The following is a 23,128-nucleotide window of genomic DNA, read 5'->3' as shown; positions in this document are numbered from 1 at the left end:
CGCGCCACCGTCGGAGCGCGGCCCGGGGCCCGACCCCTGGCCCGGCGCCGCGGCCTGGGCTGCGCCTTCGGGCGCCGGCAGGGCCACGGTCAGCAGCCTTCGCCGCTGAAGCTCAGGTGCAGGTTGGGCAGCTTGAACACGCCGGCGGTGGTGGCGTAGTTGTGCTGGCGCAGGTTGCGGATGGTGACGGTGTCGGCCTGCTGCCCGAACACTCCGGGCGGGCCGGTGACCCCGCCCTTGGTGTAGGTGCTGGCGTCGCCGCCGATCTCGATGTTGGTGAAGGCCGCGTCGCCGCTGAGGAGGTCCGAGTCGGTGGTCAGGTCGGCGGCCGTGGCGGGGGTGCCCGCGTCGCCCGCCGTGATCTTCAGGTTGATTCCACCGAGGTCGACGCTCTGACAGAGCCTGGTCAGGGTGGCCGACTTGATCGCCGAGACGGCGACCAGCACCTGTCCCCCGGTGTCCCCGGAGTTCGGGCTGTTCTCGATCATGTGGTCAAGGGCGCCGAACTGCTCGAAGCCCTTGCCGTCCAGGTTGTCCGCGGTGACGCTGAACGGCATGCCGGAGATGGCGAACTGCGCGGCCAGTACGCCCTGCGCGGTGAGCGTCATCAGTACGGCCCCGGCCGCGAGCGCGGGTACGGCCAGCAGGGCGGCGCGGCGCAGCCGCACCCGTCCCCGTCCGGCCCCGGCTGCGGGTGCCGGTGCGGACGCGTCGGTGGCGGGCGGCTGCTCCGCGTCGGTGGCACCTTCGGGGGTGGCGTCTTCGGACGTGGCCATGTGTGCTCCCTGGGGGTGGGGGTGTGCAGGCACTGGCACGTTGTCCTGGCGCGGACAGCGCTACGGCGTGGAAGTTCGAGCTGCGCCGGGGCCGGAACGGGCTCCGTGCGCTCCCTCCGGCGCTCCTGCGGGACTCCTGCGGGGCGCCCGCGGCAGCGGGACGGCCCGGAGCGTCCCGGAGCGCCACGGTGGGTATCTGGAAGCTACTGCGCGGTAGTCGGCGGGTCAATACGGGTGCACGAAGGATCAGTTGAGGTCATGACAGGCTGGGCGGCGAGGCGCGCAGCGGCCTCGGCCGGGCCGAGGAACGGCGCCAGGCAGAACAGACTCAGCGCCGGTAGCAGCGCGGGCAGTTCGGCCGTCCGGCCGGCGTCGACACAGCGGTACACCGTCGCGTAGACGCCGCCGACCACGGCGTCCACCAGCGTCCCGGCCGGCACTCCGCCCGCCGGTTCGGGGCATTCGGCGAAGAACACCCGGAAGCGGGCGAGGAGTTGTTCGCGGACCTGGCGCCCGGCCGGTCCGACCGCATCCAGTTCGACCACCGCCATGGTGGCGAAGGCCGGCACTCCGGCCAGCAGGTTGAGCATCGCCCGCAGGGCCTCGCGGATTCCGGTGCACCAGTCGGGTGCCATCGCGAAGGCGGCCGCCATCCGGCGGACCACCACCGTGGTGCCGTGCCGGTGCGCGGCCAGGAAGGCGTCCTCCTTGCCGCTGAAGAGCTCGTAGAAGACCGGCCTGGTCACCCCGGCCGCGCGGCAGATGTCGCTGACTGTGGCGTGGGCGTAGCCGCGCTCGGCGACGCAGTGCACCAGCCCGTCCAGCAGCCGTTCGCGCTGGGTGGCGGCGATCACGTCGGGGGGCAGCCGGGACGGTCCCGGCTTGATCGAACGCGCCGGGTCGCGGCCGGTACGGGCGCCGGGCAGCAGCACCTCGACGCTCTGGGCGGTATCCGAGTTCATTGCCAACTTCCTTGTCAGCTATTGACATTGACCTGTCGGACGGTTTACAACACTCGCAGGTTTCCAACCTGCCGACGGCCCCGGGCCGCAGTGCCTCCAGGCCGTCCGAAACCCCCTTCGCGTTCCGCTCCAGCAGTATGGCGAACGCGTGCCGGGCGGCGGCAGCCGTCTCGCGCACTCCTGTTCACCGCTCGCCGATCGGGCCCGTGGCGCCGGGCCCCCGCGGCACCGCCCGAAGGGGCTTCACCCGGCGGCCCGCCGCCGTGTCCGGTCGGCCGGCTTCGCCCCGGTCGCTCACCGGACGCACGGGCACCACCGGCGGGCACCACCGGCCATCACCCGCACCACCCGGCACGGCTGCGCACCTCGCGTCGTCCCGTCACCACGCACGCACCCCTGCAACGCATTCCTGCGGCGCACCTTCGTGTCCACCCCTCGCACCGTCCCCGCGGCACGCCATCGGCCGTGCCACCACGGACCCACCCCGGACCCACCGCACCCGTAGCCGGCCCACCAGCCCACCGCTCCAAAGCCCCAACGCCGGTCGACGGGCTCCCCCACCCGCTGCACCCAGGAGAGGCACACCCTCATGCGCATCCGCCACACCCTCGGTGGCATCGCCACCGCAGTCATCGCCCTCGCCGCCCTCGCCGCCGCACCCGCGCAGGCGCTCGGCCCGACGTCCTCCGCCGTACTGACCCAGGGCGCCGTCGGCGGCCCCGACGTCGCGGTCGGCGACGTCCTGACGGCCGATCTGGCCACGGGCACCTTCGCCACCTTCTACTCCAGCGCGAGCGGAACGAGCGGCGTCAAGTGCGCCGCCTCCGCCTTCAGCGCGACCGTCACGGCGAACCCGGCGGCCCCGGGTGCGGCGACCGAGCAGCTGGACACGCAGACCTTCGGCTCCTGCACCAGCAACGTGCTCGGCGTGATGGGCGTGCAGAGCATCACCGTCAACAACCTGCCCTACACCAACTCGGTCGGGGACGGCGCCGGCAACCCCGTCACCCTCAGCCCGTCCGGCGCGGGCGCGCTGCAGACCACCGTCGTGCTGCGCACGATCCTGGGCACCGTCACCTGCGTCTACCGGGCGGCCGGCAGCATCGCCGGCACCACCTCGAACACCGCTCAGACCATCGGGTTCACCAGCCAGGTGTTCCCCAAGTTCTCGGGCCCGAGCACCTGCTTCCCCGCCGGGTACTTCACGGCTCTCTACGGCCCGGTGCTGGACAGCAGCGTCCCGGGCAGTCCGCACGTGTTCGTCAACTGACCTGGGGTATAGGGCCATTGACCCCACCCCCTCGCCGCCGCTGCCGCCGTCGCCACCGGTACGGCAGCGGCGACGGCGGGCGTCACGGGGCCCGGCAGCCGGCGTCCGCTCAGCCGGGGACGATCATCCGCAGCGCCTGCGGCACCACCGACACGTCCACCGGCAGGGCCGCGACGTACTCACCGTCGGCGTAGGCGGTGATGCCCGGCGACTCGATCCGCAGGGTCGCGGTGCGGAAGGTCTCGACCTGCTGGCGCTCGACGTGGCTGCCCTTGAAGACCGTCGGGAAGAACCGGGCCACCTTCAGCCTGGGCATGGCGTGCACGACCGTCAGGTCGAGCAGCCCGTCCGTCTGGTCGGCGTTCGGGCAGATGATCATCCCGCCGCCGTAGCTGCTGGTGTTGCCCGCCGCCGCCAGCGTGAGCTCACGCTCGATGACGGTGCCGTCGTCGAGCACCAGGCGGAACGGCAGCGGCCGCAGGTTGGCGAACTCGGCCAGGATGGCGAGGTTGTAGCGCATCCGCCCGCGCGGCCAGGTCAGCCGGTTGGCGCGGTCGCTCACCAGCGAGTCGAAGCCGGTGGCCAGGACCGACCCGAAGTACCGGGTGGTCCCGTCCGCGGCGTCGATCCGGCCGACGTCGACGGTGACCGTCCGGCCGGCCGCGATCACGTCCGCGGCCGCCTCCGGGGCGCCCAGCGGCAGCCCGTACGCCCGGGCGTGGTCGTTGCCGGTGCCGGCCGGCACGATGCCCAGCGGCGTCCCGGTGCCGGTGAGCGCCTGGAGCGCGAGGCTGATCATGCCGTCGCCGCCGACGACGGCCACCGCGTCCACCCCGCGCCCGACGGCCTCGCGGGCCAGCCGGACGGCGTCCTGCGGGTCGGCGCCCACCGCCTCCCGGACGTCCATGCCGCGTTCCCGCAGCCGCGCGGCGGCCCGCGGCGCGGCCTTCTCGGCGCGGCCGCCGCCGGCGGCGGGGTTGGCCAGGAGCAGGACGCTGCGTACCGGCGGCCGGGCCGCGCCCCCGGTCACGGGATCAGCTTGCCGGGGTTGAGGATGCCCGCCGGGTCGAGGGCGTCCTTGACCGCACGCAGGATCTTCACGCCGACCTCGCCGATCTCCTGCTCCATCCACGGGCGGTGGTCGACGCCGACGGCGTGGTGGTGGGTGATGGTGCCGCCGGCGGCGAGGATCGCGTCCCCGGCGGCCTGCTTGGCGGCGCCCCACTGCGCCAGCGGCTCGCCGCTCTGCGCGGCGACGACCGTGAAGTAGAGCGAGGCTCCGGTCGGGTAGACGTGCGAGATGTGGCACATCACCAATGAGGCGCTGCCCGCCTTGGTGAGCGCGCTCTGGAGCGCCTCGGTGACGGCGGACTTCAGCCGGTCCAGGTTCGCCCAGTCGGTGGCCGTCTCCAGGGTCTCGCAGAGCGCGCCGGCGTCGAGCAGCGAGTCGCGCAGGTACGGCGCGTTGAACCGGCCGTGCTCCCAGGCCCGCGCGGGCTCCTCGCCGAGCGAGCTGCCACCGGCGGCCAGCAGCACCTCGCGGGTGCGGGCGTGGCGGCTGTCCACCTGCTCCCGGGTGCCCTCGAAGACGGTGACGGCGAGGCAGCCGGCGGCGACCTGGCTGCCGCCGATCTTGTCCGTCATCGCCAGGTTGACGGCGGTCTCGGCCTCGTCGGAGAGGCGGATCACCGTGGGGCCCGCGCCCTGCTGGGCGACGGCCCGCAGCGCGGCCGCGCCGGTGGCGAAGTCGGGGAAGCTCCAGGCCTCGTGGACCCGGGCGGCCGCCACCGGGTGGATCCGCAGCCGCACCGCGGTGATCACGCCGAAGACGCCCTCCGAGCCGAGGAACAGCTCGCGCAGGTCGGGCCCGGCCGCCGAGGCGGGGGCGCGGCCGAGGTCGAGCACGCCGGCCGGGGTGACGACGCGCAGACCGCGCACCATGTCGTCGAAGCGGCCGTACCCGGCGGAGTCCTGGCCCGAGGAGCGGGTGGCCGCGAAGCCGCCGACGGTCGCGTAGCGGAAGCTCTGCGGGTAGTGACCGAGCTCCCAGCCGCGCGCGGCGAGCAGCTCCTCGGCCTGCGGTCCGGTCAGGCCCGCGCCGAGCACGGCCTCACCGGAGACCTCGTCCAGCGCGAGCAGGCCGTCCAGGCGGCACAGGTCGAGCGAGAGGACGGCGCGCAGGGCGCCGCGCTCCGGGTCGACGCCGCCGACCACGCTGGTGCCGCCGCCGAACGGGACGACCGCGATCCGGCGCTGCGAGCAGAGCGCGAGCAGCGCCGCGATCTCGTCCTCGTCGCCGGGGAGCACCACGGCGTCCGGCGCGTCCTGCGGCTCGCGGCTGCGCCGGCGCAGCAGGTCGGGGGTGGACTTGCCGCCGGCCCGGGGCAGGCGGTCCGCGTCGGCGGTGCTCAGGTGCCCGGTGCCGACGACGGCGGCGAGCGCCGCCAGGTCCTCCTCGGTCAGCGCCGAGGCGCGCAGCACGACCTCGGCGGCGGACGGCGCCGAGCTCTCCCGTGCCGTGACGCCCAGGGCGGCGCCCAGCAGCTCCCGGATGTCCTGCGAGAGCGGCTTGGCGAGGGCCGGGTCACCCCACGCGTCCCACTTCATCGGGGGGAGCGGCAGCGCCGGAGCCGTGTCGTCCGGTCCCGCTTGCGTTTCGAATGCCATGCGTTACAGTGTTACACATCATGTCAAGTAGTAACGATGAGTCGCGCAGCACCGACGATGCGATCCTCGATGCCGCCGCCGAGCTGATCACCCAGCTCGGCGTCCGCCGTACCCAGCTGGCCGAGATCGCCCGCCGGGCCGGTGTCAGCCGGCCCACGGTCTACCGCCGCTGGCCCGACGTCAGAGCCGTCATCGGCGCGCTGCTGACCAGGGAGATCCTGCGCACGCAGGGCGAGGTGCCGGAGCCGGCGCCGGAGCGCGAGGCCGTGGTGGCCTGGGTGGTCGAGGTCGCGGTACGGCTGCGCGACCACCCGGTGCTCGCCGCGCTGCTGCGCTCGGAGTCCGACACCCTCTTCGAGTACGTCGTCGAGCGGCTCGGCACCAGCCAGCGCGGCCTGCTCGACGCGCTCGGCACCGCGATCGCCCGCGGCCAGCAGCACGGCTCGGTGCGCGCCGGGGAGCCCGCCGAGCTCGCCGCGATGGTGCTGCTCATCACCCAGTCGACCGTCCAGTCGTACCGCATGGTCGCGCAACTGCTGCCCGAGCAGGCGTGGCGGCGCGAACTGGCCAGAGCCCTGAACGGATACCTCGCGCCGTGACCGCCCACACCGGTACGACCATCCTCAACGCGCGCCGCCGCGCCGACGAGCTCGACGCCCTCGCCGACGGCGGCGCCATCGACGTACTGGTGATCGGCGGCGGGGTGACGGGCGCCGGCACCGCGCTGGACGCCGCCTCGCGCGGCCTGCGCACCGTCCTGGTGGAGTCCCGCGACCTCGCGTTCGGCACCAGCCGCTGGAGCTCCAAGCTGGTCCACGGCGGGCTGCGCTACCTCGCCTCCGGCCGGATCGGGGTGGCCAGGGAGAGCGCCGTCGAGCGGGGCATCCTGATGACCCGTACGGCGCCGCACCTGGTCAGGGCGCTGCCGCAGCTCGTCCCGCTGCTGCCCTCGCTGCGCCGGAGCCAGGCTGCCCTGGTGCACGCCGGGTTCCTGGCCGGCGACCTGCTCCGGGTCAGCGCCGGCACGCCGGCCGTGGTGCTGCCGCGGGTACGCCGGATCGGCGCGGCCCGCACGGCCGAGCTGGTGCCCGGCATCCGCACCGACGGGCTGGGCGGCGCGCTGGTCGCCCACGACGGCCAGCTGATCGACGACGCCCGGCTGGTGGTGGCGATCGCCAGGACGGCCGCCCAGCACGGCGCGAGCGTCCTGACCCGGGTCCGGGCGGAGCAGGTCACCGGCGGCGGCGCCGTGCTGACCGACACGCTCACCGGCCGGTCGCTGACGGTGTCCGCGCGGGCCGTGATCAACGCCACCGGGGTGTGGGCGGACCAGGTCGACCCCTCGATCCGGCTGCGGCCCAGCCGCGGCACCCATCTGGTCTTCGACGCGGGCGCGCTCGGCCACCCGGCGGCCGCGCTGACCGTGCCCGTCCCCGGCTCGACCAGCAGGTTCGTCTTCGCGCTGCCCCAGCAGCTCGGCCGGGTCGTGGTCGGCCTCACCGACGAGGAGGCGCCGGGCCCGGTCGAGGACGAACCCACGCCCACCGACGGCGAGATCACCTTCCTGCTGGAGACGATCAACACCGCACTGCGCCGGTCGCTGACCCGGGCGGACGTCCGCGGCGCCTTCGCCGGGCTGCGACCGCTGCTGGACACCGGCGGCGGCAGCACCTCCGACCTCTCCCGCAGGCACGCCGTACTGGAGTCCCCGAACGGGGTGATCACCGTGGTCGGCGGCAAGCTCACCACCTACCGGCGGATGGCCCAGGACACCGTCGACCTGACGCTCCGGGTGCGGGGCCTGGGCGAACGGCCCTGCCGCACCCACCGGATCCCGCTGGTCGGCGCGCCCCGGCACCCCGACAGCCGCCCGGCACCGGCCGGCGCCCCCGCCTCGCTGACGGCGCGCCACGGCGGCGCCGCCCGGGCCGTCCTGGACGCGGCGAGCGCCACCGGACCGCTGAAGCCCCTCGCCGAGGGCATCGACGTCACCCGCGCCGAGGCCGAGTACGCGCTGACACACGAGGGCGCCCTCGACACGGCCGACGTACTGGAGCGCCGTACCCGGATCGGGCTGGTGCCCGCCGACGCCGAGCGCGCCCGGCCCGCCGTGGCGGAGATCCTGGCCGGCCCGGGCCGCTGACGGCCGCCCCTGGGCCCCACGACCGCCTGCGGCGGGCCCGGCCGCCCTTCGCAAGCTCCGGGTACGACCGGTCCACCTCCCGGGCCGGACCGGCCGTCAGGTGCTTCGTGTCCGCGCCACCCCGCTCCGGGGCCTCCTCCGCTCCCGGCGGCGGGGAACGTCGGTGCGCTCTCCTACCATGACGGTCATGAACACTGAGGGGCCGGACGCACGGCTGATCGACGGCCGCTTCGAGCTGCTGCAACGCCTCGGCGGCGGCGGCATGGGGCTGGTCTGGCGGGCCCGCGACAACGCCCTGCACCGCGAGGTGGCGCTCAAGGAGGTCCGCCCGCCGGACCCCGCGATGGCCGCCGCCGACCCGGCCGCGGCCCGGGACCTGCGCGAGCGCGTGCTGCGCGAGGCCCGCTCGCTCGCCCGCCTCCAGCACCCGAACGTCGCGGTCATCCACCACATCGTCGACACCGCCGAGCACCCGCACCCCTGGATCGTGATGGAGCTGGTGACCGGCGGCAGCCTCGCCGACCGACTCGCCCGGGAGCCGCTCACCGTGCCGGAGGCCGCCCGGATCGGGCGCGGCGTGCTCTCCGCCCTGCGCGCCGCGCACGCCGCCGGCATCCAGCACCGGGACGTCAAGCCCGGCAACGTCCTGCTGCGGCCGGACGGCACCCCGGTGCTGACCGACTTCGGCATCGCCGCCATGGCCGGGGCGACCGCGCTCACCGCGACCGGTTCGCTGATCGGCTCGCCGGAGTACATCGCGCCCGAGCGCATCCGCGGCGAGGAGGGCAACCCCTCCTCCGACCTGTGGTCGCTCGGGATGATGCTGTACGTCGCCGTCGAAGGCCACCACCCGCTGCGCCGGGCCACCACCCTCGCCACCCTCGCCGCCGTGCTCGACGAGCCGCTGCCGCCGCCCACCCGGGCCGGGCAGCTCGGCCCGCTGCTGTCCGCCCTGCTCGCCAGGGACCCGGCGGCGCGGCCCACCGCGGAGCAGCTCGACCCGTGGCTCGCCGCGGCCGAGCACGGGGGCGCCGGCGCGCCCACCGCCGCACCTGCGGTCTGGGCCCCGACCTTCCTGGACACCCCACGGCCCGCCCCCACCCCGGCCCCCGGGCCGGCCGGTACCGGGCCGCTGCCCTTCGCCCACCCCGGCGGCACCGGGCCACTGCCCTACCCGTACGCCGGTGGCACCGGACCACTGCCCTACCCCCACGCCGGTGGCACCGGGCCGACCGACCTCTGGCCGCCGCAGGGGTACCAGCAGCCCCGGCCGGTGGCCCCCTCCGGGCGGCGCCGCGCCACGGTGGCGACGCTCTCGGTCGCCGCGGTCGCGCTGACCGCCGTCCTCGGCTGGAGCCTCTGGCCGGCCGGCGACAGCCATGGCGCCCCCCAGGCCGGCGGCACGCCCGGCGCCTCCTCCCCAGGTAGCGCGCAGCCGGCCGGCACACCCGCCGCCACCAGCCCCGGTGCGGCGGCCACCGGCGTCGCGGCGACCTCGCCCGCGCCCGCCACCGCGAAGTCCAGCCCCGCGGCGGGCGCACCGGTGAAGGATCTCGAAACCCCGGCCGGGCTGCGCGCCACGGTCGACGCGCTCCGCCCGCTGATCGCCGACTCCAAGATCATCAGGCTGGTGGTCTACCCCGAGTACGCCATCGCGGACGCACCCACCGCCTCCGACCCGACGGTCTACGACCGGATCACCTATCGCGACGGGAAGACCAGTCGCACGCCGGGCGGCACGATCACCTCCAACGACAAGACGTCGAGCCTGCAGGTCTTCGACTGGGAGATCGTCCCGGGGCTGCTCCAGAAGGCCCAGGAGACCCTGAACGTCGCCAACCCGACCAGCCGCTACCTGATCATCGGCCCGGACATGTTCGACGCGACGCCCAGCATCAGCGTCTACCTGTCCAGCGAGTACGGCAGCGGCTACCTGGAGTCCGACACCAAGGGCAAGGTGACCCGCAGCTTCCCCCGCGGCAGTTGAGCTTGATCTTTAAGGCTGCCACTCGGCCCCGCCGCGTCTAGGCGTGTCCGTTTTGTGCCGTTTCACTCCGACCGGGTGGCGGGGTGCGGGGGTGGATGTGCGTCCCCTGGGGCGGCCTGGGCCGGGCTGGGAGGCTTTTGGCGCGCGGGCTGGAGTGCCCACGGCCCATCGGATGCGGGGTAGCCGCGCCGGACCCGGGCGGGGGTGAGCTGGTCCGGCGTCAGTGGCTTCTCCCAAGGGCGCCGCAGGTCCTCGGCCAGGGGCCGGGCGAGTCGGAGTTGCGCGTAGGCGGCGAGGATCAGCCAAACCCACCGGTCGGCCTGTCCGGGGGTGCGCAGGCGGGGGCGGGTCAGGCCGAGCGTCTGCTTGAAGAAGCGGAAGGTGTGCTCGATATCGAATCTTCGAAGGAAGATCCGCCAGAGGCGGTCGACGTCGTGCGCGGCGGCGTCGGGGTCGCTGTGCCACAGCCACAGCGGCTTGGGGTCGCGGTTGCCGGGCAGGTACTCGACCGTGAGGTGGACCAGTGTTCCCTCGACGATGGGGAGTTCGCCCTGGTGGTTGGCCCAGGAGCCGCGTCGTTCCAGCTTCGGGTGCAGGCGTCCCCAGCAGCGGGCGGTGACCTGGCCGAAGCGGTCGTGGGTGGGTGGCCGACTCCTGGGCCGGCGCCGAGTGGGTGGCGGCCTGGGCCAGGCGGAACTCCCACGGCGAAACCGGGACAACCCGGCCAGGGCCTCGACGCGCGCGGCGCCGTCTTGCAGACTGTCCATCACGGCCTTTGGGTTGATCGACTGTCGACTTCAGCGAGAAGACACGATCGCCCAAGGGCCGCCCAGCTGTCAGGCAAATGACGAACCCCACCAAGACATGATCTTGATGGGGTTTAGAGCCAAATTGAGACCACGCGAGGGAAGGAGGCGACGGCCGGGAACCCGCCCGTCGGCGCGGTGCCGTACACCTGCACGCGCCTCGATCAGACCGTCCGGGCGGTGCTCGATCACGGCTTCCCGGCCGTCCTCGCGAGCGGGCCGCAGCCGGTGGAGATGGCCGTCACCGGTGAGACCGACGCCGACCTCCAGCAGCAGGCGGCGCCAACTCGCCCGGTTCCCGGTCGGGTTGCGGATCGCACCCGCGCGACGACGGGCGAGCGGCCTCGACGGGAGGCCCCGCCACGCCCCGGGGGTGAAGAGTCCCTGCCAAACCACTAGGCAACCGGCCAGTAACCGCAATACCGTCAACTCCCCGTAGTCATCACGGAGGAGCTTGGTATGCAACGCGGCATCCACGCGCTCAGACTCCCCACGACCGCCCTCGCGGCCGCCCTCCTCGCCACCGCCGCCCTGGCCACCGGCCCGGCCGCCGCCGGCGCCACCGGGCCGGCCGCCGAAGCCGGGGCCGCCACCGTCCGGGCCGCCACCGACTACTGCGGCGGGCGGTGCCTGGACATCCTGCCACCCGGCGAGAACGGCAACGCCACCCTCGCCGACATCCTCGTCCACAAGGTCTTCGGCACCCGCCCCGCCCACACCGACGACCAGCTCGCCCCCTACGCCGCGCTGGCCGGCAGTTACCCCGGGCTGACCGATGACAAGCTGCGCAGCTTCTTCAACGACGCCTCCTTCGGCGTCTCCGCCGACCAGGTGGCCAGCACCACCCGGCCGCGCACCGACGTGACGATCGTCCGCGACAAGCCCACCGGCGTCCCGCACATCACCGGCACCACCCGCTACGGGACGGAGTACGGCGCCGGGTACGCCGCCGCCCAGGACCGCCTCTGGCTGATGGACCTCTTCCGGCACGTCGGGCGCGGCCAGCTCTCCGGCTTCGCCGGCGGCGCCGCGGCCAACCGCCAGCTGGAGCAGAGCTTCTGGCAGGCCGCGCCGTACACCGAGGCCGAGCTCCAGCGCCAGATCGACTCCATCGCCGGTCAGGGCGAGCGCGCCCGGCAGGCACTGACGGACGCCCAGGCCTACCTGGACGGGATCAACCAGTACGTCAAGGAGTCCTACGACGGCCGGTACTTCCCCGGCGAGTACGACCTGACCGGCCACATCGACCCGATCACCAACGCCGGCGGCATCGACGCGTTCAAGCTGACCGACCTGGTGGCGCTCGCCTCCGTGGTCGGCGCACTGTTCGGCGCCGGCGGCGGGGGCGAGCTCGCCTCGGCGCAGGTCAGGTCGACCGCCGAGGCGAAGTACGGCAAGGAGGCCGGCGACGCCGTCTGGAAGTCGCTGCGCGAGGCGGACGACCCGGAGGCCGTGCAGACCCTGCACGACGGGCAGAGCTTCCCCTACGCGCAGCCGCCCGACGACCCGCAGGGCCTCGCGCTGCCCGACCCCGGCTCGGTGGTGCCCGAGCGGCTGATCTACGACGCCACCGGCTCCGCGGACCAGCCCACCACCGCGGCGCCCGGTGTCCTGCCCGGCAACCTGCTCAGCGCCAGGCACGGCATGTCCAACGCCCTCGTGGTCTCCGGGCGTTACACCGACGACGGACACCCGGCGGCGGTCTTCGGCCCGCAGGCCGGGTACTTCGCGCCCCAGCTGCTGATGCTGGAGGAGCTCCAGGGCCCGGGGATCAGCGCCCGCGGCGCCGCCTTCGCCGGCCTCAGCTTCTACGTCCAGCTCGGCCGGGGCCAGGACTACGCCTGGAGCGCCACCTCCGCCGGGCAGGACATCACCGACAGCTACGCCGTGCCGCTCTGCACCACCGACGGATCGCCCGTCACCCTGGCCTCCAACTCCTACCTCTGGCACGGCAGTTGCATCCCGCTGGAGCGGCTGGAGCGAAAGAACGCCTGGAGCCCGACCGCCGCCGACTCCACCCCCGCCGGCTCCTACACCCTGGTGATGTACCGCTCCGACTACGGTGTGGTCACCGCCAGGGGGACGGTCGCCGGCAAGCCGGTCGCGTTCACCGCACTGCGCTCCACCTACCGCCACGAGGCCGACTCCATCATCGGCTTCCAGATGCTCAACGACCCGGGCGCGGTGCACGACCCGGCGGGCTTCCAGCAGGCGGCGCAGAACATCAACTACGCCTTCAACTGGTTCTACGCCGACTCCCGGGACACCGCGTACTACAACTCGGGCAGCAACCCCGTGCGCACACCCGGCGTCGACCCGGGGCTGCCGATGAGGGCCGAACCCGCCTACGAGTGGCGGGACTTCGACCCGGCCGGCAACACCGCCCGCTACACCCCGCCCGCCGAGCACCCGCAGTCGGTCAACCAGGACTACTACATCTCCTGGAACAACAAGCAGGCCGACGACTTCGCCACGGCCGGCTTCGGCAACGGCTCGGTGCACCGGGGCAACCTGCTCGACGACCGCGTCAAGGCCCTCGTGCGGAGCGGCACCAAGGTGACCCGCAGCTCCCTCACCAAGGCGATGGAGAGCGCGGCGCTGGCGGACCTGCGAGCCGAGGACGTCCTGCCGGACCTGCTGCGGGTGATCCGCAGCGCCCCGGTGGGCGATCCGGCGCTGGCCGCGGCCGTGCAGAAGCTGGAGACCTGGCGGGCGGGCGGCTCGCTGCGCCGGGAGACCACCCCGGGCAGCCACGCCTACGCCGACGCCGAGGCGATCCGCACCATGGACGCCTGGTGGCCGCTGCTGGCCGAGGCGGTCTTCCGGCCCGGCCTGGGCGACCAGCTGTTCGGCGCACTGACCGGCGCACTGCAGATCAACGAGTCCCCGTCCGGCGGCCAGAGCGGCCCGACCAGCGGCGGGGTGAGTGCCAACGAGGCGATCCCGCACAAGGGTTCGGCGTTCCAGTTCGGTTGGTGGAGCTTCCTGGACAAGGACCTGCGGGCGGTCGCCGGCCAGCCGGTGGCCGGCCCGCTGGCCCGGACGTACTGCGGCGGCGGCGACCAGGGCGCCTGCCGCACGGTGCTGCTGGACAGCCTGCGCAAGGCACTCGCCCAGACGCCCGCCCAGGTCTACCCGGGCGACGGGGACTGCGCGGCCGGCGACCAGTGGTGCGCGGACACCATCATCCAGCGCCCGCTCGGCGGGGTGACGGACGCCAAGACCACCTGGCAGAACCGGCCGACCTACCAGCAGGTCGTCCAGTTCCAGAACCACCGCTGACCGTCCGCCCGGCCCGCCCGGCCCCCCCCGCCCCCCCCGCCCCCCACCCCCCCCGCCCCCCCCCCCCCCCCCCCCCCCCCCCCCCCCCCCCCCCCCCCCCCCCCCCCACCCGGGGGGGGGGGGGCGCACGACCGCCCGAGCCCCGCCCTCGCACGCCCCACGCCCCCACGCCCCCACGCCCCCGAACGGGAGACACACTTCGATGTACCGCTCACTGCTGCGCCCGGCCGTCGCCCTGGCCGTCCTGATCACCTGCACCGCGATCGGGCAGCCACCGGCCGCGAGCCTCGCCGGCGCCGACGCCGCCACGACGTCGGCGGCGACCTCGGCGCCGACGGCGACCCCGATGTCGGGCGCGGCCCTGGCCGAGTCGTGGACCGGCCCGCTCTCCACCCGTGGCCGGTACATCGTCGACGCCACCGGCGCCCGCTTCAAGCTGAGGTCCGCCAACTGGGGCGGTGCCCAGGGCAGCTGGACCGGCTCCGGGAGCCCCGACGACCCCGCCCAGCAGCACAGCGGCGAGGACTCCCACGGCATCCCGCTGGGCCTGGACCGCGTCGCCCTTCCCACCCTGCTGGCCGGCTTCCACCAGCTGGGCATCAACAGCGTGCGGCTGCCCTTCTCCAACCAGATGATCCACACCGGCACCCCCGTCCCGGACGCCGCCGTCGCCGCCAACCCGCAGCTACGCGGGCGCACCCCCCTCCAGGTGTACGACGCGGTGGTCTCGGCGCTGACCGCCGACGGCTTCGCGGTCGTCCTCAACAACCACACCAACACCAGCCGTTGGTGCTGCGCCCTGGACGGCAACGAACGCTGGAACACCTCCCAGTCCACCGCCCAGTGGGAGGACGACTGGGTCTTCATGGCCGCGCGCTACCGAGACGACCACCGCGTGGTCGGCGCCGACCTCTACAACGAGGTCCGGCGCAACATCCTCGACGACCCGAACTGGGGCCTGGGCGACGGCCACGACTGGTTCGCCGCCTCCCAGGAGGCCGCCGACCGCATCCTCGCCGCCGCCAACCCCGACCTGCTCATCATGATCGAGGGCATCAACTGGACGGGCATCCCCGCGGACGGCCTGCCGCACGGCCGCCCGGTCCTCGAACCGGCCCGCACGCTCTCCCACACCCTGCTGCGCCCGGACAAGCTGGTGTACTCCGCGCACTTCTACGGCTACACCGGCCCCCGCCACACCGGCGCGTACGGCACCGGCGAGACCCACGACCCGCGCTACCAGGACCTCACCAGGGAGCAGCTGTTCGCGGCGCTGGACCAGGAGGCGTTCTTCGTAACCACCGACGGCCGCCACCACACCGCGCCGCTGTGGGTCAGCGAGTTCGGCATCGGCCCCGACGAGCGGGACCCCCGGGCGATCGCCTGGTTCGGCAACCTCACCGATTACCTGGTCGCCAACGACACCGACTTCGCGTACTGGCCGCTGCTCGGTTGGAGCGGCAACGGCCAGGGCGACACCTGGGCCCTGCTGCGCTGGGACGCCGCCGGGCGGCGCACCGGCCTGCTGGACGGCGACGACTGGCGGGCCCCGGCCTGGCAGCGCCTGGTCACCGCGCCCGGCCGGACCGGCCCGGTCCCCGCGCCGGCCCACTGGAACATGCTCGACACCGACCACGGCGACGCCGTCCGCTCGCTGCGCACCCTGGCCCAGGGCGACTGGGACATCGGCGCGCACAAGGCCACCTGCCCGGACGGCCAGCGGCTGATCGGCGTCAGCCGCAGCGCCGGGCACGGCCTGTGCACCGACACCGGCACGGGCGAGCTGCGCCGGGGCGACGGCGCCGCCACCGTGGTGCGCGACGAACGGTACGTGCTCAGCGGCGACTGGGCCGTCGGCTACAGCAAGCTGGAATGCCCGCAGGGCCAGTACCTGATCGGCTTCAGCCTGCGCGGCCCGGCCCCGTCCGCCGCCCTGTGCGCGCCCGCCCGCGCCACGCTGGGCAGCGCGGGGCGCACGCTCTGGTTCGACCGCGGTGACAACCGCCCCGCACTCTCCCCCGGCGGCGAGTTCGCCTACGGCGACTACAAGGGCCAGTGCGCGGGCGACGAGTACGCGGCCGGCCTCGCGTGGACGGGACGGATCGGCTCCCCCCGGACACCGGACGCCCTGCTCTGCCGGCGGCTCTGAGCGCTGGGCATTCCTCGGCCGGTCCACGGCGGGTCCGCGAGGCGGCGGCGGGGCGGAGTTGCGGCGGCGGTCGCTACCGGCGCGACCCGGCGCCGAAACCGGTCTCGTGGTCCCAGAGATGGGTGCAGCCCGGGCACTGGAGGTGGAGCAGGCTGCCGGTGTTGGAGATCAGGTAGCGCCAGTGCTCGCCGCAGGTGCGGCGGTCCTGGCACGGCGAGCAGTCCCGGGCGTCGTTGCAGCTCGGGCACGCCACCCAGGCACGACGGCCGATGTCCGCCTGCGGGTCAATGGGCAGCACGGCCGGGCCCCTCCCCGGGCAGGACACCCGCCGCCACCAGCTCGTCGTAGGTCCGCTGCTGCTCGGCGTCCAGGCCCGAGTAGAGCAGCGCGTACGCCTCGTCCTCGCCCCGGATGACCTCGACCGGGTCCCAGTGCGGTCCGAGCGCGGCCATCACCTCGGCCCGGCGGCGGGCCTCCTCGACGGTCAGATCGATGTCGAAGGGTATGAGATCGGTCGAGCGGTCCTGGTCCATGGCGCGGCTCCGGTCCGGGGTGCTGAGCGGGGGGGCGATCAGCCGTGTCTACCAGAGACCGTCCCGCCCGGAGAAGGGGCCGCCAGATGGTGATACCCGCCCGAGGGCCCGCCCGCGCGACCCTGCTTCCACCCAAATGCGACAGTCGCCAGGGCAGTTCTCCGTATACAGGTGTATGTCCCCTTTGCTGGACGGTGATGCATTTCACGTTTGCTGGACGATGATGCAATTCACGGCGAATGCGGGCGGTCGGCCGCGCTCCGCAGCGCGGCCGCCAGGCGGTCCCGGGCCGCCGTCTGCGCCGCGATCCGCTCGTCGATGACCGCCAGCCTGTCCTCGGCGATGCGCAGCGCCCGCTCGGAGGCCCGGTGGTGGCCGGCGTGCATGAACCTCCCGGGCCGGGGCAGGCGCGCCCCATGCCCGGGCGGCAAAGAGCCGGAGGATCGGGCAGCCGAGGAGGCACTACATGAGTGGCGACGACAAGGTCAGGAACATGGCCGAGAAGGCCAAGGGCCAGGCGAAGGAGGCCGCCGGCAAGGCGGTCGGCAACGAACGCCTCACCGCCGAGGGCCGGGCCGACAAGGTCAAGAGCGACGTCAGGCAGGCCGAGGAGAAGATCAAGGACGCCTTCAAGGACTGACGGGCGTCGCATCGGCGACCGGCATCGCAGGGGCTCACAGCCCGAGCCGATTCGCACCGGCAGGCGTTCGCCTGCCGGTGCGGCACGGTTTGCCACGCGGCGGGATGACGCGCCACGGCATGGCATCACGTGGCACGGCGTGGCATGACGCGGCGTCATGAAGCTTCATGACGCCGCGTCGGCCGGGCGATCGCGCCGCTGGACGGAGCAGGCTCACCGCCATCCGGCCGTCAGGCCTGGCAGATCCCCCGGCTGTAGTCGACGGTCGCGGTGGCCTGCGAGTACTGCCACTCGGGGGCGAGCAGGTCACGGTCGAGTCCGGCCGCGGCGGTCTTGTCCTCGACGATGTAGCCGAAGTCCTGCAGCCAGGCCGGGTACAGGTTCTTGGAGCCGATGTAGAACGCCGAGCCGTCCACCGACACCAGCTTGTGGTGCAGCGCGTACGGGTGCCCGTCCGCCCAGGTGCTGCCGGGGGCCGCCCGGAAGGAGGCGAGCTGGAGGCCGCCGCACATCGCCGCGCGGGCCTTGCCGGCGTCGCCGGTGAGCACCGTGAGGCGGGCCCGCAGGGTGTCGCTGACCTCGGCGAGCGACTTGATCTGGGAGTAGCCGCCGCTGCCGACCGTGCCCCGGTTCGCCGGGTCGCTGACCACGATCCGGACCTTCACGCCGGCGGCCAGCTTGGCCGCGAGGGTGTCGTAGAGGCGCACGTCGTAGCGCGGCAGCGGCGGGCAGGTGCCGTTCACGTCCTGCTGGGAGATCTCGATGTGGTCCGTGGCGCCCGCCACCAGGGCGCGCAGCGCGTTCTCCTCGGGGTTGACCGTCTCGTAGTCGCGGTTGGCGTTGGTGTTGTCACGCAGGTTCAGCGGGCCGCAGGTGGTGTCGGCCGACGGCGTCGGGGCCGGGCGGTACGGCGAGGTGGGGTCGCTGTTCCTGATGCCCACGCCCAGGCCGCCGACCGCGATGACCGGCACGCCGCCGGTCGCGGCGACCGGGCCCGGGTTGCGGTCGCGCTCCAGGGTGGGCAGGCACGGGGCGCCGTTGGAGGAGGCGAACCAGGCGGCGGAGAGGATGCCGGTGTTCTGGCAGGTCCAGCTCCACAGGGTGTCCAGGTAGCGCCCCGCCGTACCGGCCGCCGGGCCGGTCAGCGCCAGGTCGACGTCCGAGACCGGGTGGGCGGTGTCGAGGTAGTCGCCCTTCCAGTTGTTGATGCCGCCCGCGATCGCGCTCTGGCCGTCGACCACCAGCAGCTTCGAGTGGTTCCAGGAGAACGCCGTCTTGGAGGTGGTCATCGAGGCGACGTTGAGGGTCACGTTCGACGCGGCGGAGCCGAGCTTGGCGACCAGGTCGTCGCGGTAGGCGGTGGGCCGGACGTTGATGTTGTACAGCGGCGCGGCGCCGACCAGGATGCGGACCTGGAGCTTGTTCCCCGCCGCCACCGAGGCCTTGAGGCCCGCGACGATGGCGTCCTCGAACGCGCCCTCGGGGAACGGCGCGAGGGTCGATATGTCGACGGTGCGGGTCGCCCGGGAGATGTTCTCCGTCATCTTGGCGAGCAGCTTGCGGGTACCGACCCGGTCGGTGCAGCTCGCGTCGCCCCAGCAGCCGGGGGTCTGCAGCAGCCACCCGCCCGGGTCGGACACCGGAGCGTCCAGGCTGTTACCGGCCGTCCGCTCCCAGACCGTCCCCTCCAGCCCCGGGGAGACCTGACGCAGCGTCTGCTCGATGGCGTCGAGGTGCGGGGCCGCGGCGGGCTGGGCGCTCCCCGGCGCGGGCGCCGGCGCAGGCGTGGCGGCCAGCGCGGGTACGGCGGGCAGGGCGGTCAACGCGGCGGCGAGGACGAGGGCGGGGCGGGCGAGACGGCCGAGACCGCGGGGCGGGCGACGGAGCAAGGTCAGGTCCTTCAGGATTCATGGGGGATGCTTCACCCCGTTGACTACTCAGGTCTACTAGATAGTAACCTGATCTTCTGTCAGGACCGGGTCAGGACCGCACCCGAGGCCCGGCCGCGTGGGCCCGGACGCCCGAGAGCGGCGGCGGGACGCCGCCCGATCCGGGCCACCCCCGCCAACCCGGCCGGCCCCCGCACTCGTAGGGTGGCGCGGGTGACCAGACATCTCGCATTCGAGCACCTGCACAACTTCCGTGACCTGGGCGGCTACCGCACCGGCGACGGCCGCACGCTCCGCTGGGGCCGGCTGTTCCGCTCGGACTCGCTGGCCAAGCTCCAGGGCGCGGACCTGGAGCGCTTCCGAGCCCTCGGCATCCGGACGGTGATCGACCTCCGCTACCCGTGGGAGATAGCGGCGAAGGGCCGGGTCCCGCAGAGCGAGGGCCTGACCTACCTCAACCTCAGCGTCGAGCACCGCCCCTACGACCAGGCGGAGATCGACCCGGACCTCGACCCGTGGCGCTTCCTCGCCGACCGCTACGCCGAGGTCGCCCACGACGGCACCGCGGAGCTGCGCGAGGCACTGGAGGTGATCGCCTCCGACAGCGGCCCCCTGGTGTTCCACTGCGCGTCCGGCAAGGACCGCACCGGCCTGCTGGCCGCCCTGGTGCTGGCCCTGCTCGGCGTCGACGAACAGGACATCCTCGAAGACTTCGCCCTCACCGAACTCGCGACCGCCAGGCTGGTCGCCGACTGGCGCGCGGCCAACCCCACCCGCACCCTCATATGGCCCGGATACGGGCGGGCGCCGGCCGAGGTGATGCGGCTCTTCCTGGCCGACCTCGCCGCCGAGTACGGCTCGGCGCACGGCTACGCCGTCGAACGACTCGGCATCGGCGAGGACCTGACGGACGCGCTGCGCCGGCAGCTGCTCACGGCCTGAGCGCGGATCCGCCCGGCCGGCCCGCAGGTTCACCCGTTCGGTCAAGATCCGCGCCGCGCAGCAGGGCGCCTGTCCCGGGGACCGGATGCGTGGGCGGCGAGCGCCACGCTCGTACGCCGCGCCCGGCCCCCAGAGCTCCACGGACGTGCCACGGACGTGCCACAGACGCGCCCGGAATTCCCTCCCGACTCCCTCTCGACGCGCCGGACGCCCGGCTCCCGGCCGTCGCCCGACCCGGGCCTTCGAATGGCGGGATCCGGCGGCCCTTCCGATAGTGGAGCCATCCGCCCCGGTGCCGGTACGGCGGATCGCCCGGCGGTGCCCGATGGGCCACCGGCCAGAGCCTGGGAGCCCGGTCATGCCCGTGTTGACGAGTCCGCCGCGGCCGGACTACCCCGCGCGCCGCCGGACGGCGCTCGCCGGGATGTGCATCGCCGCCGGGACGGTCTGGCTGTCCTTCGCGGACTTCGGTGTGGCCGTCCCGACCATCTCCCGCGAGCTCTCGGTCTCGCTGCCGGGCCTGCAGTGGGCCAACAACGCGTTCAGCCTCTCCACCGGCGCCCTGGTGCTCGCCGCCGGTCGCCTCGGTGACGTCTACGGGCGCAAACGGATGCTCGAACTCGGCCTGGTGACGCTCGGTGCGCTGTCCCTGCTGGCCGCCTTCGTGCCCGGGGTCGCCGGACTGATCACCGGCCGCGCGCTGATGGGCGTCGGCGCGGCGATGATCCTGCCCGCCACCCTGGCCCTGATCCCGCCGATGTTCCCCCCGGAGGAGCAACCGGGCGCCTTCGGGGCCTGGATGGCGGTCGCGTGGGTCGGCCAGGCCGCCGGGCCGGCCGTCGGCGGCATCCTCACCAGCGCCCTCGGCTGGCGCTCCATCCTCTGGATCAATGCGCCGCTGACACTCGTCGGCCTCTACCTGGTCCACCGCTGCGCCGTGGAGTCCACCGACCCCAACGCGTCCCGGCACATCGACGTGCTCGGGGTGCTGACCAGCGCACTGGCCGCGTTCTGCCTGCTGTACGGCTGCACCGCGGGCCAGGAGGAGGGCTTCGACGACCCGGTGATCATCGGGCTGCTGATCGCCTCGGTGGTACTCGCCGGTCTCTTCGTCCTGCTGGAGTCCCGTCTTGCGGACCCGCTCGTGGACCTCCGGCTGTTCTCCTCCCGCCCGTTCTGCGGGGCGCTGGCGGCCAACTCCGTGATGAACTTCGTCTTCGCCGGCGTCAGCTTCCTGCTGACGCTGTACCTCCAGGAGGTCCGCGGGTACAGCGCGGTCACCGCGGGGCTGCTCCTGTTGCCCTCCACCGCGACCATCCTGCTGTTCAACCCGATCGGCGGACGGGTCTCCGCCCGGCACGGTCCGCGGCTGCCGGTCCTAGTCGGCGTGCTGCTGCTCGGCACCGGCACGCTGCTCACGGCCGTCGTCGGCCGGGACTACAACTACGCGGTGGTGGCCGTCGGCCTGCTGGTGCTGGGGTCCGGCCTGGGGCTGATGTCGATCCCGCTGTCCGACACCGCGGTGGCCGGGCCACCGGAGGAGCTCGCGGGCACCGCGTCCGGGATGTTCAAGGTGACGAGCATGCTGGGCGGCGCGTTCGGCGTGGCGGCGCTGGTCGCCGTCCAGCAGGCCGTCGAGACCAACCGCGCGATCGACCAGGCGACGGCGGCCGGGCTCACCCAGGACCAGGCCCAGGAGCTGGGCAACGCGGTGACCGACTCCGAACTCGCGGCGCAGATCCTGTCCTCGGTGGACCAGTCGACGCGGGACGCGCTCACCGCCGCGTACAACCAGGTCGCGGGCATCGGCACGGGCCGGGCGATCGCGCTGGCCGGCCTGCTGGCCGTGGTGGCGTCCGCCGCGCTGCCGCTGCTCTGGCGGCTGCCCCGGGCGCCCGCACACCCCGAGCCCGCCCCGGCAGAGGCGGCCGACAAGGCCTGACGCCGCCGCCCGGGAGCTCACCCGAGCTCCCGGATGCGCCCGAGCTCGTGGAGATGCGCCCGTGGTCGCCGGGCGTCGGCGTCGGCTGCGGCCGTCAGACCGGCAGGTTCCACTTCTGGTTGTCCGCGCCGTTGCAGTCCCAGATGCCGAGCTGGTTGCCGTTGGTGGTGACGAAGCCCAGATCGTCCAGGCAGCGTCCGGACTGCGGGTTCACCAGCGAACCGTCCGGCTGGGCCCGCCACTGCTGCGCGCCGGTCCCGTTGCAGTCGTACAGCTGGACGAGGGTGTGATTGGCCGTCCCGGCGCCCTTGACGTCCATGCACTTGCCCAGGGCGCGGACGGTGCCGTCGGCGGCGACCTTCCACTTCTGGGCGTTGGTGCCGTTGCAGTCCCAGATGTCGATCTTCGTGCCGTTGTTCGTGGCCGCACCCGACACGTCCACGCACTTGTTCGCATAGCCGGTGATCTGCCCCACCGGACCGGCCGGCTCCGGCGGAAGCACCCGCCCGAGCGTGATCCCCGGAAAGGACACCTCGTCACCGACACCGCACGAGGCGGACGTCGTGCCGTTGCCGAGCATCGAGAAGCCGTAGGTCGGACGGCTGAACTGGACCGTGTGGTCGAAGTTCCAGTAGCGACAGGTGGCGTAGACGTTCCAGGTCTGCAACGGGTCTATGCCCGAACAGGTGCCGATGGCCTGCCATCCGGCCGCATAGGCCCAGCAGCCCGAGGCCGTCGTGCCGGCGGGGCCGGACTCCTGCGCCTGGGCGACGCCCGGCGCGGTCAGCGCGGCGCCGGAGGCGAGAAGCGAGGTCATCAGCAGAGCTGCGGTACGACGCATCGGGGATCCTTCCGAAGGGGCGTGTCGCCGACGATCCACACCACCGGCAGGTGATGTGACACCTCATCAGTTGTGTAAAGCGGGTGAATCCTGTGGGGGACATGTGATGACTGTCAACGACGCCTGACGCCCATCGGCGATTACCCGCCACCCGCCACGCCCGGGAATTCCACCCAGTGCCCGATCTGTCGGGGGGGGGGGGGGGCGGCGGCCCGGCGCGCGCCCCGGCCCCCGCCCCCCGCCCCCCCCGCGCCCCCCCCCCCCACCCCCCCCCCCCCCCCCCCCCCCCCACCCCCCCC

19 protein-coding genes are annotated in these 23,128 nt (G+C 73.9%); 9 read left to right on the top strand and 10 right to left on the bottom strand.

Annotated features, from left to right (window positions below; translation table 11 throughout):
* Nucleotides 1-89: 89 nt before the first annotated feature.
* Together ACIBH3_RS21600 and ACIBH3_RS21595 are read right to left on the bottom strand one after the other, a co-directional pair.
* Complete coding sequence (locus ACIBH3_RS21600) at nt 90-776, bottom strand: DUF6230 family protein (RefSeq protein ID WP_396313649.1); 687 nt, start codon at nt 774-776, stop codon at nt 90-92.
* Nucleotides 777-979: 203 nt separating this feature from the next.
* A complete protein-coding gene (locus ACIBH3_RS21595) occupies nt 980-1,738 on the bottom strand; it encodes a TetR/AcrR family transcriptional regulator (RefSeq protein WP_396313648.1) in 759 nt (252 codons plus the stop codon).
* 589 nt (nt 1,739-2,327) lie between these two features.
* Between ACIBH3_RS21595 and ACIBH3_RS21590 the strand changes: the two genes are divergently transcribed.
* Nucleotides 2,328-3,008, top strand: a complete 681-nt coding sequence (locus tag ACIBH3_RS21590) for a Tat pathway signal sequence domain protein (protein ID WP_396313647.1) — start codon at nt 2,328-2,330, stop codon at nt 3,006-3,008.
* Between the two features lie 109 nt (nt 3,009-3,117).
* Here the strand turns inward: ACIBH3_RS21590 and ACIBH3_RS21585 are convergent, their stop codons facing one another.
* Both ACIBH3_RS21585 and ACIBH3_RS21580 read right to left on the bottom strand, forming a co-directional pair.
* The gene (locus tag ACIBH3_RS21585) at nt 3,118-4,038 is read right to left on the bottom strand and encodes a diacylglycerol kinase (RefSeq protein WP_396313646.1); all 921 of its coding nucleotides are present in this window, start codon (nt 4,036-4,038) and stop codon (nt 3,118-3,120) included.
* Complete coding sequence (locus tag ACIBH3_RS21580; protein WP_396313645.1) at nt 4,035-5,675, bottom strand: FAD-binding oxidoreductase; 1,641 nt, start codon at nt 5,673-5,675, stop codon at nt 4,035-4,037. Before ACIBH3_RS21580 ends, ACIBH3_RS21585 begins: the two co-directional genes overlap by 4 nt.
* Before the next feature lie 20 nt (nt 5,676-5,695).
* Here ACIBH3_RS21580 and ACIBH3_RS21575 point away from each other — a divergent pair, with 20 nt between their 5' ends.
* The 3 genes from ACIBH3_RS21575 to ACIBH3_RS21565 all read left to right on the top strand — a co-directional run bounded on the left by ACIBH3_RS21575 (nt 5,696) and on the right by ACIBH3_RS21565 (nt 9,805).
* Complete coding sequence (locus ACIBH3_RS21575; RefSeq protein WP_396313644.1) at nt 5,696-6,274, top strand: TetR/AcrR family transcriptional regulator; 579 nt, start codon at nt 5,696-5,698, stop codon at nt 6,272-6,274.
* Nucleotides 6,271-7,818, top strand: coding sequence for a glycerol-3-phosphate dehydrogenase/oxidase (locus ACIBH3_RS21570; protein WP_396313643.1), 1,548 nt, complete (start codon nt 6,271-6,273; stop codon nt 7,816-7,818). Before ACIBH3_RS21575 ends, ACIBH3_RS21570 begins: the two co-directional genes overlap by 4 nt.
* 187 nt (nt 7,819-8,005) lie before the next feature.
* On the top strand, nt 8,006-9,805 hold the full coding sequence (locus ACIBH3_RS21565) for a serine/threonine-protein kinase (RefSeq protein WP_396313642.1): 1,800 nt from the start codon (nt 8,006-8,008) through the stop codon (nt 9,803-9,805).
* A gap of 62 nt (nt 9,806-9,867) precedes the next feature.
* Here ACIBH3_RS21565 and ACIBH3_RS21560 read toward each other — a convergent pair whose 3' ends face one another.
* A complete protein-coding gene (locus ACIBH3_RS21560; protein ID WP_396313641.1) occupies nt 9,868-10,572 on the bottom strand; it encodes a hypothetical protein in 705 nt (234 codons plus the stop codon).
* Between the two features lie 498 nt (nt 10,573-11,070).
* Here ACIBH3_RS21560 and ACIBH3_RS21555 point away from each other — a divergent pair, with 498 nt between their 5' ends.
* Together ACIBH3_RS21555 and ACIBH3_RS21550 are read left to right on the top strand one after the other, a co-directional pair.
* Nucleotides 11,071-13,893, top strand: a complete 2,823-nt coding sequence (locus ACIBH3_RS21555; protein ID WP_396313640.1) for a penicillin acylase family protein — start codon at nt 11,071-11,073, stop codon at nt 13,891-13,893.
* Between the two features lie 202 nt (nt 13,894-14,095).
* On the top strand, nt 14,096-16,042 hold the full coding sequence (locus ACIBH3_RS21550) for a glycoside hydrolase family 5 protein (protein ID WP_396313639.1): 1,947 nt from the start codon (nt 14,096-14,098) through the stop codon (nt 16,040-16,042).
* Between the two features lie 73 nt (nt 16,043-16,115).
* On the opposite strand, the gene ACIBH3_RS21545 is transcribed toward ACIBH3_RS21550, so the two are convergent.
* The 3 genes from ACIBH3_RS21545 to ACIBH3_RS21535 all read right to left on the bottom strand — a co-directional run bounded on the left by ACIBH3_RS21545 (nt 16,116) and on the right by ACIBH3_RS21535 (nt 16,961).
* Nucleotides 16,116-16,340, bottom strand: coding sequence for a hypothetical protein (locus tag ACIBH3_RS21545; protein ID WP_396313638.1), 225 nt, complete (start codon nt 16,338-16,340; stop codon nt 16,116-16,118).
* Nucleotides 16,327-16,575, bottom strand: coding sequence for a DUF6400 family protein (locus tag ACIBH3_RS21540; RefSeq protein WP_396313637.1), 249 nt, complete (start codon nt 16,573-16,575; stop codon nt 16,327-16,329). The genes ACIBH3_RS21545 and ACIBH3_RS21540 overlap by 14 nt, the downstream gene beginning before the upstream one ends.
* A 230-nt stretch (nt 16,576-16,805) precedes the next feature.
* Nucleotides 16,806-16,961, bottom strand: coding sequence for a hypothetical protein (locus tag ACIBH3_RS21535; protein ID WP_396313710.1), 156 nt, complete (start codon nt 16,959-16,961; stop codon nt 16,806-16,808).
* Nucleotides 16,962-17,041: 80 nt separating this feature from the next.
* On the opposite strand from ACIBH3_RS21535, the gene ACIBH3_RS21530 reads away from it, so the two are divergent.
* A complete protein-coding gene (locus tag ACIBH3_RS21530; RefSeq protein WP_396313636.1) occupies nt 17,042-17,215 on the top strand; it encodes a CsbD family protein in 174 nt (57 codons plus the stop codon).
* A 230-nt stretch (nt 17,216-17,445) separates the two neighbouring features.
* Here the strand turns inward: ACIBH3_RS21530 and ACIBH3_RS21525 are convergent, their stop codons facing one another.
* Entirely contained in the window at nt 17,446-19,104 is a 1,659-nt protein-coding gene (locus tag ACIBH3_RS21525) for a phospholipase (RefSeq protein WP_396313635.1), read from the bottom strand.
* A gap of 213 nt (nt 19,105-19,317) precedes the next feature.
* On the opposite strand from ACIBH3_RS21525, the gene ACIBH3_RS21520 reads away from it, so the two are divergent.
* On the top strand, nt 19,318-20,046 hold the full coding sequence (locus ACIBH3_RS21520; RefSeq protein WP_396313634.1) for a tyrosine-protein phosphatase: 729 nt from the start codon (nt 19,318-19,320) through the stop codon (nt 20,044-20,046).
* 358 nt (nt 20,047-20,404) lie between these two features.
* Nucleotides 20,405-21,988 carry an MFS transporter gene (locus ACIBH3_RS21515; RefSeq protein ID WP_396313633.1) on the top strand — a complete coding sequence of 528 codons (1,584 nt, stop codon included), beginning with the start codon at nt 20,405-20,407 and terminating at the stop codon, nt 21,986-21,988.
* A gap of 94 nt (nt 21,989-22,082) precedes the next feature.
* On the opposite strand, the gene ACIBH3_RS21510 is transcribed toward ACIBH3_RS21515, so the two are convergent.
* Entirely contained in the window at nt 22,083-22,829 is a 747-nt protein-coding gene (locus ACIBH3_RS21510) for a ricin-type beta-trefoil lectin domain protein (protein WP_396313632.1), read from the bottom strand.
* Nucleotides 22,830-23,128: the final 299 nt, after the last annotated feature.

The sequence above is a fragment of the Kitasatospora sp. NPDC050543 genome, from assembly GCF_044457565.1.
Classification (GTDB): domain Bacteria; phylum Actinomycetota; class Actinomycetes; order Streptomycetales; family Streptomycetaceae; genus Kitasatospora.
This window is presented reverse-complemented; position numbering and strand designations above follow the sequence as displayed.